Source organism: Mesorhizobium robiniae, from assembly GCF_040545535.1.
GTDB classification, from domain to species: Bacteria; Pseudomonadota; Alphaproteobacteria; order Rhizobiales; family Rhizobiaceae; genus Mesorhizobium; species Mesorhizobium robiniae.
Genome location: NZ_JBEPMC010000003.1, coordinates 555,756 through 571,489, shown reverse-complemented (window position 1 = coordinate 571,489; position 15,734 = coordinate 555,756). Strand labels below are relative to the sequence as shown.

Annotated in this window: 15 protein-coding genes and 1 pseudogene; 8 read left to right on the top strand and 8 right to left on the bottom strand. The window is 62.9% G+C overall.

Annotated elements, in window-relative coordinates:
- Positions 1-114: 114 nt before the first annotated feature.
- The 4 genes from ABID19_RS10900 to ABID19_RS10885 all read left to right on the top strand — a co-directional run bounded on the left by ABID19_RS10900 (position 115) and on the right by ABID19_RS10885 (position 4,072).
- Positions 115-1,338, top strand: a complete 1,224-nt coding sequence (locus ABID19_RS10900; protein WP_354490345.1) for an argininosuccinate synthase — start codon at positions 115-117, stop codon at positions 1,336-1,338.
- 536 nt (positions 1,339-1,874) lie between these two features.
- Entirely contained in the window at positions 1,875-2,258 is a 384-nt protein-coding gene (locus ABID19_RS10895) for a RidA family protein (RefSeq protein ID WP_354490669.1), read from the top strand.
- A gap of 217 nt (positions 2,259-2,475) precedes the next feature.
- Positions 2,476-3,579 (top strand): 3-isopropylmalate dehydrogenase, encoded by a 1,104-nt coding sequence (gene leuB / locus ABID19_RS10890; RefSeq protein WP_354490343.1) that lies wholly within the window; start codon positions 2,476-2,478, stop codon positions 3,577-3,579.
- Between the two features lie 4 nt (positions 3,580-3,583).
- Positions 3,584-4,072, top strand: a complete 489-nt coding sequence (locus ABID19_RS10885; protein WP_354490341.1) for a GNAT family N-acetyltransferase — start codon at positions 3,584-3,586, stop codon at positions 4,070-4,072.
- A 129-nt stretch (positions 4,073-4,201) separates the two neighbouring features.
- Here ABID19_RS10885 and ABID19_RS10880 read toward each other — a convergent pair.
- The 3 genes and pseudogenes from ABID19_RS10880 to ABID19_RS10870 all read right to left on the bottom strand — a co-directional run.
- Positions 4,202-4,708, bottom strand: a pseudogene (locus ABID19_RS10880) (DUF805 domain-containing protein); the annotation flags it as partial.
- 74 nt (positions 4,709-4,782) lie between these two features.
- A complete protein-coding gene (locus ABID19_RS10875) occupies positions 4,783-5,466 on the bottom strand; it encodes a DUF805 domain-containing protein (protein ID WP_354490339.1) in 684 nt (227 codons plus the stop codon).
- Between the two features lie 229 nt (positions 5,467-5,695).
- Positions 5,696-7,537, bottom strand: coding sequence for a DEAD/DEAH box helicase (locus ABID19_RS10870; RefSeq protein WP_354490337.1), 1,842 nt, complete (start codon positions 7,535-7,537; stop codon positions 5,696-5,698).
- Positions 7,538-7,990: 453 nt separating this feature from the next.
- On the opposite strand from ABID19_RS10870, the gene ABID19_RS10865 reads away from it, so the two are divergent.
- Entirely contained in the window at positions 7,991-9,025 is a 1,035-nt protein-coding gene (locus ABID19_RS10865; protein ID WP_354490335.1) for an aspartate-semialdehyde dehydrogenase, read from the top strand.
- Between the two features lie 198 nt (positions 9,026-9,223).
- Here the strand turns inward: ABID19_RS10865 and ABID19_RS10860 are convergent, their stop codons facing one another.
- Positions 9,224-9,637 carry an ACT domain-containing protein gene (locus tag ABID19_RS10860; RefSeq protein ID WP_354490332.1) on the bottom strand — a complete coding sequence of 138 codons (414 nt, stop codon included), beginning with the start codon at positions 9,635-9,637 and terminating at the stop codon, positions 9,224-9,226.
- Between the two features lie 156 nt (positions 9,638-9,793).
- Here ABID19_RS10860 and ABID19_RS10855 point away from each other — a divergent pair, with 156 nt between their 5' ends.
- The 3 genes from ABID19_RS10855 (at position 9,794) to ABID19_RS10845 (ending at position 11,764) form a co-directional block, all read left to right on the top strand.
- Entirely contained in the window at positions 9,794-10,699 is a 906-nt protein-coding gene (locus ABID19_RS10855; protein WP_354490331.1) for a bestrophin family protein, read from the top strand.
- Between the two features lie 235 nt (positions 10,700-10,934).
- Positions 10,935-11,345: a DoxX family protein gene (locus tag ABID19_RS10850; RefSeq protein WP_354490329.1), complete on the top strand. Its 411-nt coding sequence runs from the start codon at positions 10,935-10,937 to the stop codon at positions 11,343-11,345.
- Positions 11,346-11,500: 155 nt separating this feature from the next.
- Positions 11,501-11,764 (top strand): YMGG-like glycine zipper-containing protein, encoded by a 264-nt coding sequence (locus ABID19_RS10845; protein ID WP_354490328.1) that lies wholly within the window; start codon positions 11,501-11,503, stop codon positions 11,762-11,764.
- Between the two features lie 79 nt (positions 11,765-11,843).
- Here ABID19_RS10845 and rpsP read toward each other — a convergent pair whose 3' ends face one another.
- The 4 genes from rpsP to ABID19_RS10825 form a co-directional block, all read right to left on the bottom strand.
- Positions 11,844-12,245, bottom strand: a complete 402-nt coding sequence (rpsP, locus tag ABID19_RS10840; protein ID WP_354490326.1) for a 30S ribosomal protein S16 — start codon at positions 12,243-12,245, stop codon at positions 11,844-11,846.
- A gap of 48 nt (positions 12,246-12,293) precedes the next feature.
- Complete coding sequence (locus ABID19_RS10835) at positions 12,294-12,620, bottom strand: chorismate mutase (protein WP_352936661.1); 327 nt, start codon at positions 12,618-12,620, stop codon at positions 12,294-12,296.
- A 7-nt stretch (positions 12,621-12,627) separates the two neighbouring features.
- Positions 12,628-14,205: a signal recognition particle protein gene (gene ffh / locus ABID19_RS10830; RefSeq protein ID WP_354490325.1), complete on the bottom strand. Its 1,578-nt coding sequence runs from the start codon at positions 14,203-14,205 to the stop codon at positions 12,628-12,630.
- 545 nt (positions 14,206-14,750) lie between these two features.
- Positions 14,751-15,692 (bottom strand): glycosyltransferase, encoded by a 942-nt coding sequence (locus ABID19_RS10825; RefSeq protein ID WP_354490324.1) that lies wholly within the window; start codon positions 15,690-15,692, stop codon positions 14,751-14,753.
- Between the last annotated feature and the right edge of the window lie 42 nt (positions 15,693-15,734).

Here is a 15,734-nt window from a genome sequence, read left to right as displayed (position 1 = left end):
CGCAGGGTCTGGTCCAGTATGCCAGCAGCGACCGGGGGACTGTTCGTCCCTTGCGCTAGCCGGAACCGGCGTGATACCTCGCCCGCGAAGAACCCCGTCGCGGAACCGCCGAAAATGTCAAAAGCAAAAGCCGTCAAGAAAGTCGTGCTCGCCTATTCCGGCGGCCTCGACACCTCCATCATCCTGAAATGGCTGCAGACCGAACTCGGCGCCGAAGTCGTCACCTTCACCGCCGACCTCGGCCAGGGCGGCGAGTTGGAGCCGGCGCGGCGCAAGGCCGAAATGATGGGCATCAAGGACATCCGCATTGTGGATGTGCGCGAGGAGTTCGTTTCCGACTTCGTCTTCCCGATGTTTCGCGCCAACGCCGTCTATGAAGGCACCTACTTGCTCGGCACGTCGATCGCCCGGCCGCTGATCTCGAAGCACCTCGTCGAGATCGCCAAAGAGACCGGCGCCGATGCGATTGCCCACGGCGCCACCGGCAAAGGCAACGACCAGGTCCGTTTCGAGCTTTCGGCCTATGCGTTAAACCCCGACATCAAGGTCATCGCGCCATGGCGCGACTGGTCGTTCAAGTCGCGCACCGACCTGATCAACTTCGCCGAGCAGCACCAGATACCGGTGCCGAAGGACAAAAAGGGTGAGGCGCCGTTCTCGGTCGATGCCAATCTTCTGCATTCTTCCTCGGAAGGCAAAGTGCTGGAGGACCCCTGGAGCGAGCCGCCGGAATTCGTCCACCAGCGCACCGTCTCGCCGATGGACGCGCCTGATAAGGTCACCGAGATCGAAATCGAATTCCTGAGGGGTGATCCAATCGCGCTCGATGGCAAGAAGCTGTCACCAGCGACGATGCTGGCTGCGCTCAACGATCTCGGCCGCGACAATGGCATCGGCCGGCTCGACCTCGTCGAGAACCGTTTCGTCGGCATGAAATCGCGCGGCGTCTACGAGACCCCCGGCGGCACGATCCTTATATCAGCCCACCGGGCGATCGAATCGATCACGCTCGACCGTGGCGCCGCCCACCTCAAGGACGAGTTCATGCCGCGCTACGCCGAGCTGATCTACAACGGCTTCTGGTTTGCGCCCGAGCGCCTGATGCTGCAGGCGATGATCGACAAGAGCCAGGAAGATGTCGAAGGCACGGTGCGGCTAAAACTCTACAAGGGCAACGTCATCGTCACCGGCCGCAAATCGAAGAAGACGCTCTATTCCGATGCGCTGGTCACCTTCGAGGACGACCGCGGCGCCTACGACCAAAAGGACGCCGAAGGCTTCATCCGCCTCAACGCGCTAAGGTTGCGGACGCTGGCAGCGCGTAGTCGAAAAGGCTAGCCAGTCTCTGCGCAGAGGGATTTGGCTCTTTGGCTGAGCTCGAAAGGACTGTGGGCAGTCGTTGGCGGCCCACATCCGCCAGTCTCCAACATTTGCGATTAGCCACCCATACCTTCGTCATCCTAGGGCGGAGCAGGAGCGAAGCGACGTCGCGGAGACCCTGGGATGACGAAGTGGATTGGATGTTTCTGCCAATCTCGAAAGTTTGCGACCTGCCACTGAAATTCGCCGCTGAACTATCGACGTTCGCTGCCGGTCGGCTTCCAATCTGTTAGAAGCCAATGTGTTGGGAACTAGTGCTTTATGGACTTGGGACGGAGACCACGCTGCGTTGGCCGATGCCTGTTCCGCTGGCGTTTCTGGTTGGCCTTGCGGAGGAATTCGATCCCGCCTCGCTCGTCTTCGCTACGCTGATCAAATGCCGGGCTAGCGGGCCGGCCTATAACGGTTTTGCACTGTCGATCCACCCCTTCTGGCCCATGGCCGAAAGGCTCATCTTCAGCTCACTATCGCCTGAGGAATACGCGAGGAAATCCATGCGAAAACTGATCTCCACCGGTTCGCCGTTCGAGAAGGCTGCCGGTTATTCGCGCGCCGTGGTGCAAGGCGACTGGTGTTTCGTTTCCGGAACGACCGGCTACGACTATGCGACGATGTCGATGCCGGAGACGGTCGAGGCGCAGACGCGCAATTGCCTGGCGACGATCGCCAAGGCGCTGCAGGACGGCGGCTTCGAGATGGCCGATGTGGTGCGTGCGCATTACTACATCACCGACGCGGCTTTCGTGGACATCGTCTTTCCGATCCTCGGTGAAGCCTTTGGCGACATCAGGCCGGCGGCAACAATGATCATCTGCCAGCTCAACAAGCCGGAAATGAAGATCGAGATCGAAGTGACGGCGCTCAGGCGCACGACCTGAGCGCGGCGACGGTACGGGGCGCCAAGGGTCCCCAAAGATGCTCTGAACCAAAAGCTTGCGCATAGCCCGCTTGGCGTTTAGCAAGGCCGCGGCTCACGACAGCGCCGCGCGTCCTTTTGGACGCGCAAAGGACGCTGTAGAATTTTGGTTCTGCGCATGATCCTTTCCGAAATCGATTCCGATTTCGGGGTCATGCGCCACGATTAGGACGGCTCTGATGGCTTCGAAAAATCTTCTCCTGCTCGCCGGCGACGGCATCGGCCCCGAGGCCATGGCCGAGGTGAAGAAGCTGATATCAGCCATGAACGACAAGCTCGGCAGTGGTTTCGTCACCGATGAGGGGCTGGTCGGTGGCTGTGCCTATGACGCACATGGCGCGGCGATTTCCGATGCCGACATTGACAAGGCGATGGCTGCCGACGCGGTGCTGTTCGGCGCCGTCGGCGGGCCGAAATGGGATGCCGTGCCGTATGAAGTGCGCCCGGAGGCGGGACTGCTGCGGCTGCGCAAGGACATGGAGCTGTTCGCCAATCTCAGACCGGCCATCTGCTATCCGGCGCTGGCGGCGTCCTCCTCGCTCAAGCAGGACGTGGTCGAAGGGCTCGATATTCTGATCGTGCGCGAGCTCACCGGCGGCGTCTATTTCGGCGAGCCCAAGCAGATCATCGATCTCGGCAACGGCCAGAAGCGCGGCATCGACACACAGGTCTACGACACGTTCGAGATCGAGCGTATTTCGGGCGTTGCCTTCGAACTGGCACGGACACGCAAGAACCACGTCACCTCGATGGAAAAGCGCAATGTGATGAAGTCAGGCGTGTTGTGGAACGAGGTCGTCACCCAGACCCACAAGGCCAGATATGCCGACGTCAAGCTCGATCACATGCTGGCCGACGCCGGCGGCATGCAATTGGTGCGCTGGCCCAAGCAGTTCGACGTCATCGTCACCGACAATCTGTTCGGCGACATGCTGTCGGACATCGCCGCCATGCTGACCGGCTCGATCGGCATGCTGCCTTCGGCGTCGCTCGGCGCGCCGGATGCCAAGACGAAGAAGCGCAAGGCGCTCTACGAGCCGGTGCATGGCTCGGCGCCCGACATTGCTGGCAAAGGCATCGCCAACCCGATCGCCATGATCGCCTCCTTCGCCATGTGCCTGCGCTATTCCTTCGGAATGGTGGCTGAAGCCGACCGCCTGGAAAGCGCGATCGCCGCCGTGCTAGACGACGGCCTTCGTACCAAGGACATCTTGTCCGAGGGCATGACCGAGGTCGGCACCACTCAGATGGGCGATGCGATCATCGCCAAGTTCCTGGGCTGAGCCTGTGGCGGTCGACGTTCGCTGGGCGACGACCGAAGAAGCGACGGCGCTTGCCGTCATGCTGTGCGAGGTGGCGGTGCATTACCAGCAGCCGCCGCTCGATGCCGACCGGGCGCTGTCGGCGGCGCAGAAATGGCTCGGCCAGGAAAGCCCGGCCTATCCGCATTTCGCGCTCGCCTTCGTCGACGGAGAAGTTTGCGGGCTGGCCTCGGTTGCCATAGCGCATCCTGGCATTGATCTTGAGCGGCTGCTGTTTCTCAAGGACCTGTTCGTGCGCGAGAATGCCCGCAACGCGGGTATCGGTCGGGCGCTAATCGGCTTTCTCGCCGGCCATTGCCTGCGTGAAGGCATCGGCCGCATCGACCTGACCACTGAGGACTGGAACGAAGGTGCGCTGCGCTTCTATGACGGGCTGGGTGCCGAGCGGCACGGCCAGAAGATCTTTCTCAGGCTGTCGGGCGAGACGCTGAAGGCGATCGCGACTAAATCCTGACACCCGCCGGCACCGGCCCCCAAGGGTTTTCGCCGACCTTGGATGGGATAAGCCCAAGGGCCAACACGCCAGCGTGTTGAAGCCAGGAACGAAGTACAGCAAAACGAACCAGCCGCTCAGGCCGATGTCGTGCAGGCGTCGTACCATAAGGGCAAACCACGGCAGGACAGTCAGAAGCAGGAACACGAAGGCTGGCGCATAACCCAAAGCTCCAAACTCCAGGTCGCCTCCGATAGCTGTGATCGCTGCATTGATGAGAACGCCGAACGCAACAAGGGCGAAGAACACGATCAGCGTGAACAGAAAAAAGCCCCAAAATTCCTTGCGGCGGGCGCGGCCGGTGAAGCTGACATGTCTCACTTTGAATGCGCGCCAGAAATACGTCCATAATCCGGTGGTGGATTGGGCCGGTCCAACGCCACGGGGAACGAGGCTGCTGGATTCGGCAGCGCTTGGCCTTCCTGCAATGACGGCGCGCGCAGTCCCATCGTCCGGCTGAAACTCGACGGGCGCGCCTCTGACCAACCCCACGCCGGGACTCAGATCCTCATGCCCGACGATGTAACGCTTGCCGTCGGCCCCATTGATGTATCCAAAACCCTGATCCTGGTCATAATGATAAACCGTGCCGCGCATTGCCTTGCCCCCAAATACTGTGCCGCCTTGATACTACCAAGAGTTGCGTGACGTTGCAAGATACACGCATTAGGCTAGATGCCCGCCGGCACCGAGCCCCACTGGTTTTCACGCGCCTGCGACGGGACCAGCGCGAAGACCAGGACGATCAGCCCGCCAATGGTCGGGATGAACACCACCAGAAAAAGCCAGCCGGTCAAGCCGATGTCATGCAGGCGCCGCACGTTCAGTCCGATCCATGGCAGGATTGTCGCCAGCACAAACACGCCGCAAAGGCCGATCGTCACTGCCGGCAACTCGTCGATATTGCCCATGGAGTCGTCGATGAGGAGGCCAATGCCGACGACCACTATCAGCGCGATCGTCCAGAACAGGAGATAACCCCAATATTCCTTGCGGCGGGCGCGGCCGGCGAAGTTGAAGTAATTTTCGGTCATGCCCCGCCAGAAGTAGCTCCACAGGCTGGTGGCGGGACCATTTTCAGCGAAACGGCCGAAACGTTGCGGCGCCCAGGGCGCTTTGCCGGCCTGAGATGAGGCAGCGGTTACGGCGTCGGCAGGCGGGTTGGCGGTTTCGGCGCGGACCGAAAAAACGACGCGGGCCCGTCCGCCAGCCGACTGGAATTCGACGGCCGTGCCCCTGACCATCGACGCCTCTTGGCGCAGATCCTCGCGCGCGAAAGTGTAGCGGTTGCCGTCGGCCCCGGTGATGAAACCAAAGCCCTGGTCCTCGTCATAGTGAAGCACTTCGCCGCGCATGCCCTGCCCCCCATTCGCGTCCCGCCAGACTGTTCAAAGTTCCGGCAGATCGCAAGGGGTGTGCGAAAGACAGTGCGTCGGCTACGAGCAGGCCGCCGCGCTTTTCGTGATTCCAGGGCGGAGCGCAGACCTTGGGAAAACGAAGCGAGGGATGTTCCGGTCAATCGTAGAGGTTTGCGATTGCCACGGAAACCACCGATCGAGCTGTCAGGATCGCCGTGTAGAGGAACTAAGCCGGCCGCTTCTTCGATTTCTTGTTCTTGGCGGGTCCGGCCTTGTCGAATTTCGGCTTGGCCTGTTTCCCGGCCCAGGGCTTTGCCTCGAACGCGGCGGGGCGCTGGTCGGCTGACGGTGCGCGCTTCTCGAATTTGGGCGCGTTCTGGTCGAACGTCCGCTTGCCACGATGCGGCTTCTTGTCCGGCCGTGGTTCCTGATAGCCGGCCCGCGACAGGTCGGGCGTGCCGTCCAGCCGCTTCACTGTGATATTGTTCTGCAGCTTGCGGTCCGGGCCGATCGCCTGGACAAACCGGTCGGCCCAATCGGCGGCGATCTGCACGAAGGTTTCTTCCGGCTGCATCTTGATGGCGCCGATCTCGCGCTTGCTGATGCCGCCTGTCCGGCACAGCATCGGGATCAGCCAGCGCGGCTCGGCATTCTGCCGGCGCCCCACCGACAGCGAAAACCAGACGCTGCCGCCGAAATCGTCGCGCCGGCTTGGCGCCTCGTCCCTGCGCGCAAACTTGTCGCCCGACGGCGTGAACGGAGCGACGTCTAGAAGATCCTCGGGCGCCGAGCGGCTGGAGCGGCAGAGACGCACGAAGGCCGCCGCCACCAGTTCGGCGCCACGTTGGTCGAGAAGCGTGCTGACGAACCCGCGCTCATCGTCCGTCACAGGTTCGCTGAAGACCGGGTCGGCGAGGATGCGCTCGTCGTCGCGGCGCAGAACGTCGTCGGCCGAAGGCGGGCTCGCCCACGTCGCCGCAAGGCCGGCGCTTTGCAGCAGCCGTTCGGTGCGCCTGCGGGCATTGTTGGGCACGATCAGCGCGCTGACGCCCTTGCGTCCCGCCCGTCCGGTCCGCCCGCTTCGGTGCAGGAGCGTCTCCGGATTGGTCGGCAGGTCGGCGTGGATCACCAGTTCGAGGTTGGGCAGGTCGATGCCGCGCGCCGCCACGTCGGTGGCGATGCAGACCTTGGCGCGGCCGTCGCGCATCGCCTGCAGCGCGTGGCTGCGCTCGTTCTGGCTTAGTTCGCCCGAAAGCGCGACGACGGAAAAGTTGCGGTTGTTGAAGCGCGCGGTCAGGTGATTGACGGCAGCGCGCGTGTTGCAGAACACCAGTGCGTTCTTCGCCTCGTAATAGCGCAGCACGTTGATGATGGCGTTTTCCCGGTCGGCCTGAGCTACGCTCAGCGCCCGGTATTCGATGTCGAGATGCTGCTTCTCCTCGCCGCCAGCCGAGATGCGCACCGCATCGCGCTGGTAGCCCTTGGCCAGCGTGGCGATGGAGCGCGGCACGGTGGCCGAAAACATCAGCGTGCGGCGCTCGGCGGGGGCAGCGTCGAGGATGAATTCCAGATCCTCGCGAAAGCCGAGATCGAGCATCTCGTCGGCTTCATCGAGCACCACGGCCTTGAGCGCCGACATGTCGAGCGAATTGCGGGTAATATGGTCGCGCAGCCGGCCGGGTGTGCCGACGACGATGTGGGCGCCGCGTTCCAGCGCGCGCCGCTCGGTGCGCATGTCCATACCGCCGACGCAGGACGCGATCGCTGCGCCGGTCAGTTCGTAGAGCCATTCCAGTTCGCGCGTCACTTGCAGGGCGAGTTCGCGCGTCGGCGCCACGGCCAGCGCCAGCGGTGCTGCGGCGTGGGGGAAGCGTTCCGCGCCGTCGAGAAGCGTCGGCGCCAGAGCCAGCCCGAAAGCGACGGTCTTACCGGAGCCGGTCTGTGCCGAAACCAGCGCATCGGCCTGCCCGAGCTCGAGAACCGCCTTCTGCACCGGCGTCAGCTCGACATAACCGCGTTTTTCCAGCGCCTTTGCCAACGCTGGGACGATAGCTTCGAAATTGGACATATGCTTCTTTCGGAATTCGGATTCTTTTATGCCCGGCAATGGGTCATCCGTCGGCAAGCGCTGGGAGCGCCACGAGCCAAACGATCCAATCGTTCGTACTTCGCGCCGCCGCCATTGTACAGGGCAAGCCGCCTCGCTCGTCGCGATTGACTCTTTACGCAAACCGCGTAAAAGCCGGCACCGAACGGGATAGTTTCGATGCGCGGCCTTTTGATGGCGCTTCTTGCATTCGACCTCCCCGGCCGCAATGCGAACCATTGCGCCGGACGCGTCGGCGCGTCTCCTCGTTCCAGCAAAATCCCATTCTTGGTCAAAGAAGCCGGTAAACCGACCACTAAAACGGTCTGATTCCCTTGGCCTAACCACCCTCTCCCGGGTCCGGCCCGGGGGTTGAAACCCGCATCGGCCGGCGGGTTTTCTTCAAAAACCGAGCGGAGAGGACAGGAGATTTCGATGAGTTTCAAGGTTGCAATCGTCGGCGCCACAGGCAATGTGGGCCGGGAAATGCTCAACATACTGGAAGAGCGGGGCTTTCCAGTGAGCGAAGTGGTGGCGCTGGCCTCGCGGCGCAGCCAGGGCACGGAAGTGTCGTTCGGCGACCGCACGCTGAAGGTCAGGGCGCTCGACCAATATGATTTTTCCGACACCGACATCTGCATCATGTCGGCCGGCGGCAACGTCTCCAAGGAATGGTCGCCGAAGATCGGTAAGCAGGGCTGCGTCGTCATCGATAATTCGTCGGCCTTCCGCTACGACCAGGACGTGCCGCTGATCGTGCCGGAAGTGAACCCGGACGCGATTTCGCTGTTCACGCGCAAGAACATCATCGCCAATCCGAATTGCTCGACGGCGCAGCTGGTCGTGGCGCTGAAGCCCCTGCACGACTTCGCCACCATCAAGCGCGTCGTCGTCGCCACCTATCAATCGGTATCCGGCGCCGGCAAGGAAGGCATGGACGAATTGTTCACGCAGACACGCGCGGTGTTCGTCGCCGACCAGGTCGACGTCAAGAAGTTCACCAAGCGCATCGCCTTCAACGTCATCCCGCATATCGACGTCTTCCTCGACGACGGCTTCACCAAGGAAGAGTGGAAGATGGTCGCCGAAACCAAGAAGATGCTCGACCCCAAGATCAAGCTGACGGCGACCTGCGTGCGCGTGCCGGTGTTCATCGGCCATTCGGAAGCGGTCAACATCGAGTTCGAAAAGCCGATCACCGCAGACGAGGCACGCGAGATCCTGCGCGATGCCCCCGGCTGCCAGGTTTTGGACAAGCGCGAGGACGGCGGCTACATCACGCCGCTGGAATCGGCCGGCGAGGATGCCACCTTCATCTCGCGCATCCGCGAGGATTCGACCATCGACAACGGCCTGTCGATGTGGATCGTCTCCGACAATCTGCGCAAGGGCGCCGCACTGAACGCGGTGCAGATCGCCGAATTGCTGATCGAGCGCGGACTGATCCAGCCGAAGAAGAAGGCGGCTTGATTTTCGCTCACGGGCTCGGCCTTCGGCCGTTTAGGTTTCGCTCACGGGCCGTATCGCCGCTGCCGCGGCGGGCCCTCCGCGGGGCGCCGGAAAGCCGGCGGCCCGCAGTCGCGGGCTCGGCCTTCGGCCGTTAGTTCCCTTCTCCCGTTGACGGAGGTTAGAAGGTCCCGGCTGGGGATGAGGGGCGGCACCGGCGTCTCAAGTAGGCAGCCGGTGCTCCTCCGTCAGCTTTTCCAACATCGCCATCGCCTCCTCCGCCCGGTCGGCCGGGACGAACAGATGGTCGTGGTAGAAGGCCGAGACCGGATTGACGCCCATGCCGGCGGCGGCCAGACGCGTGGTGATGGCGGCGAGGAAGCCTACCGCCTCCAGCGAGGAGTGGATATTCAGCGTCACCATCCGGCAGCGGAAGACGGTTTCCAGGCCAGCGGCCTTGGCTTTCTCCTCTAGCGCGATCACCGTTATGCCCTCGCGCTCGCGAAACAGCATCACCGGCTCGAGGATGTCTGGCACGGGCGCATCGGGCGGCAGTGTGGCGAAGACATGGATGCCGGGACGCAATTCCGGCGTCATCGTCGCCAGCAGTTTCTTCAGGTCCGTCTCGCCGGCCATCGATTTGCTCCCGAACGTCTTGCAGATTTCGATAGCGTGCTCTGCCCCATCCAGGCAAGACGACATCGGCATGTCGCTGGCAGCCGGGCTTGTGCGTGTATTGAACCGCACAATGTAACTGATCAGGACCATTGCCGGTCCGTGAAAGGGGTTTCGATGATCGTTCGCCCGCGCCCGGGATTTCTGCGTCTGTTTTTCATCCTGCGCGGCTCGGTGGTACCGCGCATCCTGCCGCAGATCTTCGGCTTCGGCGTCTATGGCGCCGTGGTGGTGCTGGTGTTCAGGGCGCTGAAGCTCGATTTCGGCAATGCCGGCCCTGCGCCGTTCGCCTTGCTTGGTGTAGCGCTGTCGATCTATCTCGGCTTCCGCAACAATGCCGCCTATGACCGCTGGTGGGAGGCGCGCAAGCTGTGGGGCCAGCTCGTCTTCGACATTCGAAATCTGGCGCGAGCCAGCACCGGGCTGATCGAAAACCGGGCGGAACTGCGCGGCTTCCTGATGGAGGCGATCGCCTTTTGCCACTTCCTGCGCGGCCTGCTCAGGCGGGTGGATGCAACAGCCGAGGCACGCGCCTTCATCGGCGACGACGCCGAAAGTGCCGCCAAGGCGGCCAATGCGCCCGACGCCATGGTGCGGCGGATGGGCGAGCGAGCCGCCGCGCTGTACAGGGCCGGCGCGATCGATGTCATGGGTTACCGCATTCTCGATGAGCGCCTGTCGGAAATCGCCGCGGCGCAGGCCGGCTGCGAGCGCATCATGGGAACACCGCTTCCGTTTGCCTACACGCTGCTGTTGCAGCGCACCGCCTATATCTTCTGCCTGCTGCTGCCGTTTGGGCTCGCCTCGACTGCCGGTTGGGCGACGCCGCTGTTCACCGCGCTGATCGCCTACACCTTCTTCGGCCTCGACGCGCTTTCGGAAGAGCTCGAGGATCCGTTCGGCACCGAGGCCAACGATCTCGCCCTCGACGGCCTGTGCCGCGTCTGTGAAATCTCGGTGTTCGAGGCACTCGGCGAGACGCCGCCGAAAATGATCCCCGCCGAAAAATTCTATTATTCCTAGAGCAATTCCAGGAAAAGTGCTTGGCAGTTTTCCGTCCGGAATTGCGTAAAAACAAATACTTAGAGCGGTTCGGCGGTTCTATCAAAAGCTGAACCACTCTAGGGTTTTGTTCCCGCACTCATCGCAGCACCGCGCCCAAAAATCTTAGGCGTGTCGGATCGTCAGCTCACGCCGCGTCCTTGGTTCGGGTCCTGGCTAAGAGGATCAGTGCTCAAAACAGCTGAGGGGAACATCAATGACCATTTCTCAAACAGCATCCGTCACGCCGCGCGCGCTGTGGACTAGCCGTGGGCTCAGCGCTCTCATCGTGCTGTTCATGATTTTCGACGGCGTCATCAAGCTGCCGCCGCTCGACATCGTCACCCAGACCATGGTGCAGCTCGGCTGGCCGGCCAATCCCAACGTCTCGCGCACGCTCGGCATCATCGGGCTGGTCTCGACCGCGCTCTATGCGGTGCCGCGTACCTCGGTGCTCGGCGCCATTCTGCTCACCGCCTATCTCGGCGGCGCCATCGCAACCCATATACGCATCGGCAGCCCGCTGTTCTCGCACACGCTGTTCGGCGTCTATCTTGGATTTATGCTGTGGGGTGGGCTGTTCCTGCGCGATCCCAGGGTGCGCGCGCTGATCCCGTTCACGTCTTAAGCGGCGGCCTAGAAAGGCTTTTGATAGCTGTCGCGCCGCCAGCGAGGGCACTTCCTGCCGCCGCCCTTCTTCTTTGTCCTTGGATCAAATCGCCCGGTTGCGAGTTAGGAGATGTGGCGGTGAGGACGGAAAACCCCCGTTTGGGAGGAATGACGATGAAGAAACTCGTAGTCCTGATGGTATTGGCAGTCTCGCTCTCAGCCTGTTCCCGGACAGAACAGGGCGCTGCTGTCGGTGGCCTGGGTGGCGCTGCTGTAGGCGCTGCCGTGGCAGGCGATCCGGTGGAGGGAGCTGTGGTTGGCGGCGCGGTCGGTGCCGTCGCCGGCGCGCTGATCGGTCGCGCCACCGAAAGCGGCCAGTGTCGCTATCGCGGTCGCAATGGACGCGTCTACACCGCCCGCTGCCCTGAAGGCTACTGATCGGGCCGCGTCACAGTCGGACGAAACAGCAAAACGGCGGACAAAAGCGCCCGCCGTTTCGTAGGTGATAGAAAGCGAATTATTCGGCGGTCGCGGCTTCCGCCTCGGCCGGCGCGGCTGTCGCCGCGGCAACGGCGGCGGCAGCATCTTCCTGCGCCTTCTTCAGCAGTGCGGCGCGTTCCTGCGCCTTCTTGCCGGGTTCGGCCTTCTTCGGGTTGGAGCGGGCCTCGCGCTTGGCAATGCCGGCCTCGTCAAGGAAGCGCAGCACGCGGTCGGTCGGCTGGGCGCCGTGCGAGAGCCAATGCTTGACGCGGTCGGCATCGACCTTGACGCGCTCGCCGTCCTTGGGCAGCAGCGGGTTCCACGAGCCGAGCGACTCGATGAAACGGCCGTCGCGCGGCGAACGGGCGTCGGCGACGACGACATGGTAATAAGGACGCTTCTTCGAGCCCGCACGGGCCAGTCGGATTTTCAGTGGCATTTTTTTCTCCTAAACTCTGATTTTCGTTGATCGGGGTTATGGCTGTTGTCAGCCGGTTTTCGTTACGCCGTTTGATGCGGCGATCTGCTCGTGATGCCGGATCACTTCGCGGACGACGAAGTTCAGGAATTTCTCCGCGAAATCCGGGTCGAGATGGGCGTCCTTCGCCAGCTGGCGAAGGCGGGCGATCTGCTGCTGCTCGCGTGCCGGATCGGCCGGCGGCAGGCCGTGCGACGCCTTCAGCACGCCGACCGCCTTGGTGCAGCGGAAACGCTCGGCCAGCATGTGGATGAGCGCTGCGTCGATGTTGTCGATCGAGGCGCGGTAGTCGACCAGCGCCGCATATGCGTCGGCCATGTCCTTTTCTTCGTTCATGGCGCCCTCACTTCTTCTTGCCGAGGCCGGGCAAACCGCCGCCGCCCAAACCGGGAAGCTTCATACCGCCGGGCAGCCCAGGCAGGCCGCCGCCACCGGGAAGGCCACCGGGCAGGCCTTTCATGCCACCGAGACCGGCCTGCTTCTGCAAGGCTTCGAGCTGCTTGGGGTCCATCTTGGACAGGTCCGGCATGCCGCCGCCCATACCCCCTGGCATCATGCCGCCGAGGCCCATCTTCTGCGCCAGGCCGCCCATCATGCCGCGCATCAGGCCGCCGCCTTTGCCCTTGCCGCCCATCGCCTTCATCATGTCGGCCATGCCGCGGTGCATCTTCAGGAGCTTGTTGATCTCGGCCGCATCGGTGCCTGAGCCGGCGGCGATGCGCTTCTTGCGCGAGTGCTTCAAAATATCGGGATTGGCGCGCTCAGCCTTGGTCATCGACGAGATGATGGCGAGCTGGCGGCCGAACATCTTGTCGTCGAGACCGGCGGCGGCCATCTGGTCCTTCATCTTGCCCATGCCCGGCATCATGCCCATGATGCCGCCCATGCCACCCATCTTCGACATCTGCTGAAGCTGGCCGGCAAGATCGTTCAGGTCGAACTTGCCCGACTGCATCTTCTTGGCCATCGCCGCCGCCTGCTCGGCGTCGATGTTTTCGGCAGCCTTTTCGACGAGACTGATGATATCGCCCATGCCGAGGATGCGGTCGGCGATGCGCTTGGGATGGAATTCCTCCAACCCGTCCATTTTCTCGCCGGTGCCGATCAGCTTGATCGGCTTGCCGGTGACGGCGCGCATGGAAAGTGCCGCACCACCACGGCCATCACCGTCCATGCGGGTCAGCACAAGGCCGGTGATGCCGACGCGCTCATCGAAGCTTTTCGCCAGATTGACGGCGTCCTGGCCGGTCAGCGAATCGGCCACCAAAAGGATTTCGTGCGGCGACGACACCTTCTTGATGTCGGCCATCTCGACCATCAGCGGCTCGTCGATATGGGTGCGGCCGGCGGTGTCGAGGATAACGACGTCATGGCCGCCGAGCTTTGCCGCCTGCACGGCGCGGCGGGCGATGTCGACCGGCGTCTGGCCCTCGACGATCGGCAACGTCGCGACCTTGACCTGCTCGCCGAGCTGACGGAGCTGCTCCTGCGCGGCGGGACGCCGCGTATCGAGCGAGGCCATCAGGACCTTCTTGTTCTGACGCTCGCTGAGGCGCTTGGCGATCTTGGCCGATGTCGTCGTCTTGCCGGAACCCTGCAGGCCGACCATCATGATGACGACCGGAGCCGGCGCGTTGAGGTCGATGGCGACGCCCTCGGCGCCCAGCATCTCGACCAGCTCGTCATGGACGATCTTGACGACCATCTGACCGGGCTTGATCGACTTCACTACCGCGGCGCCGACGGCCTTCTCGCGCACCTTGTCGGTGAACGAACGCACCACTTCCAGCGCCACGTCCGCCTCGAGCAGCGCACGGCGCACCTCGCGCAACGCCGCCGAGACATCGGCCTCGGACAGGGCACCGCGGCCAGTGAGGCCGTTCAGGATCGAACCAAGGCGCTCTTGCAGGGACTCAAACATCGGTCAAACCGCCGTGCGAGAGCGCCTTGGATTCATGCTGATCCCCGTCAGGCCTGCGGCCCTCCACGCCTCTTGTGCGTTCCTGTAGCGATTCAAACATTCTTTTTCCTTTTCCCTGGCACCCGAATGATGCCCGAGAGGTAATGCGTTCGCGCCCAGTGTCCAAGCAGTCCGGGCAAAAGCCCAAAGCCAAAAAGCACCCGGGGGCGCACAGCGCTGCCGGATGTTGGCCTCCAGGATCGATTTACAGCACGTCACCTCAAAGAGGCTTCGGCGTCCCGGTCGGCTTGCTCGGAGGGATACTCGTCGCGGAATTCGCGGCGTGTAGACAGGAAATCGGCCGCGGAGTCAAGGCGTGGGCCGAATACGGCCAGGTGCGGCCCTTCCCTTCTCCCCTTGTGGGAGAAGGTGGCCGAGCGAAGCTCGGTCGGATGAGGGGTGTTCCAGATTGCAATGACGGCACTCCGTCCAACACCCCTCATCCGTCTTGGCGCTGCGCGCCAATCCACCTTCTCCCACAAGGGGAGAAGGAAAAAAGGGGCGATTCATGGCAACGTTTCGCCATCAAGAATCCGGGCATAGAGATCGAGATAGCCTTTTGCGGTGCGGGTGATCGGAAACCGGTCGACGGCGGAGTCCCGGCAGCGCTGCGGGGAAAGGCCGGCGACGGCGTCGAGGGCCGCAGCGAATTCCTCATCGCTGTCGAAGAATCGCCCGGTGTCGTCGTCGACGATCTCGAGCATGGCGCCGCGCCGCGTCGTCAGCACCGGCGTTCCGCACAACATCGCTTCGACCGGCGCCATGCCGAACGGCTCTTCCCAGGCGATTGGGTTGAGAAAGGCCTTTGCCGTGCCCAGCAAGCGCAGTTTTTCGTCGCCGTCGACGACGCCATGGAAGCGAAAGCGGCTGCCAAGGCTCTTGAAGAAAACGCCGTCGCGCCGGACCTGGCTGCGCGTCAAAAGCTTCCAGCGCGAACCACCGGCGATATCGAGGACGAAATCGAATTTTTTCGCGAGATCGACCGCGCGATTCAGATTCTTGCTGGCGCGCGCGATGCCGGCGAGAAACAGAAGGTGGTCGTTCTTCGAACCGGCCAGGCGGTAAGCGTCAGTCGGAAAGCCGTTGTAGACGAAGGTCTTCCTGCCGTGGTTGCGCGCGTGGCTGGCGCTGACGAAGCTCCAGTTTGCCTGCGGCCTGGGCCTTTCCGGGGAAATGCCGTGCGTCGTGTTGAGGGTTGGGAACGGAACGTCGAGAAACCAGCCGTGAAAGTGGACGATATCGGCGTCCGCGGGGATGGCGGCCCGGCATTGCGCTTCCGAAGATGCATGCCGCACCTCGCATAGGGGGTGGCTCGAGCCGGGGTCGGCAATCAGCACGACGCGATGGCCAAGCCGGGCAAATTCTCCAGCCAACCAGTCGACCTGGCGCTGGGTGCCGCCATAGCCCCTGGAGGGGATGGATCCGGTCACCGCCAGTGTGATGCGCATCAGCTTGGCACGCCAGTTTTTTGCCCGACCATGATCTTACCC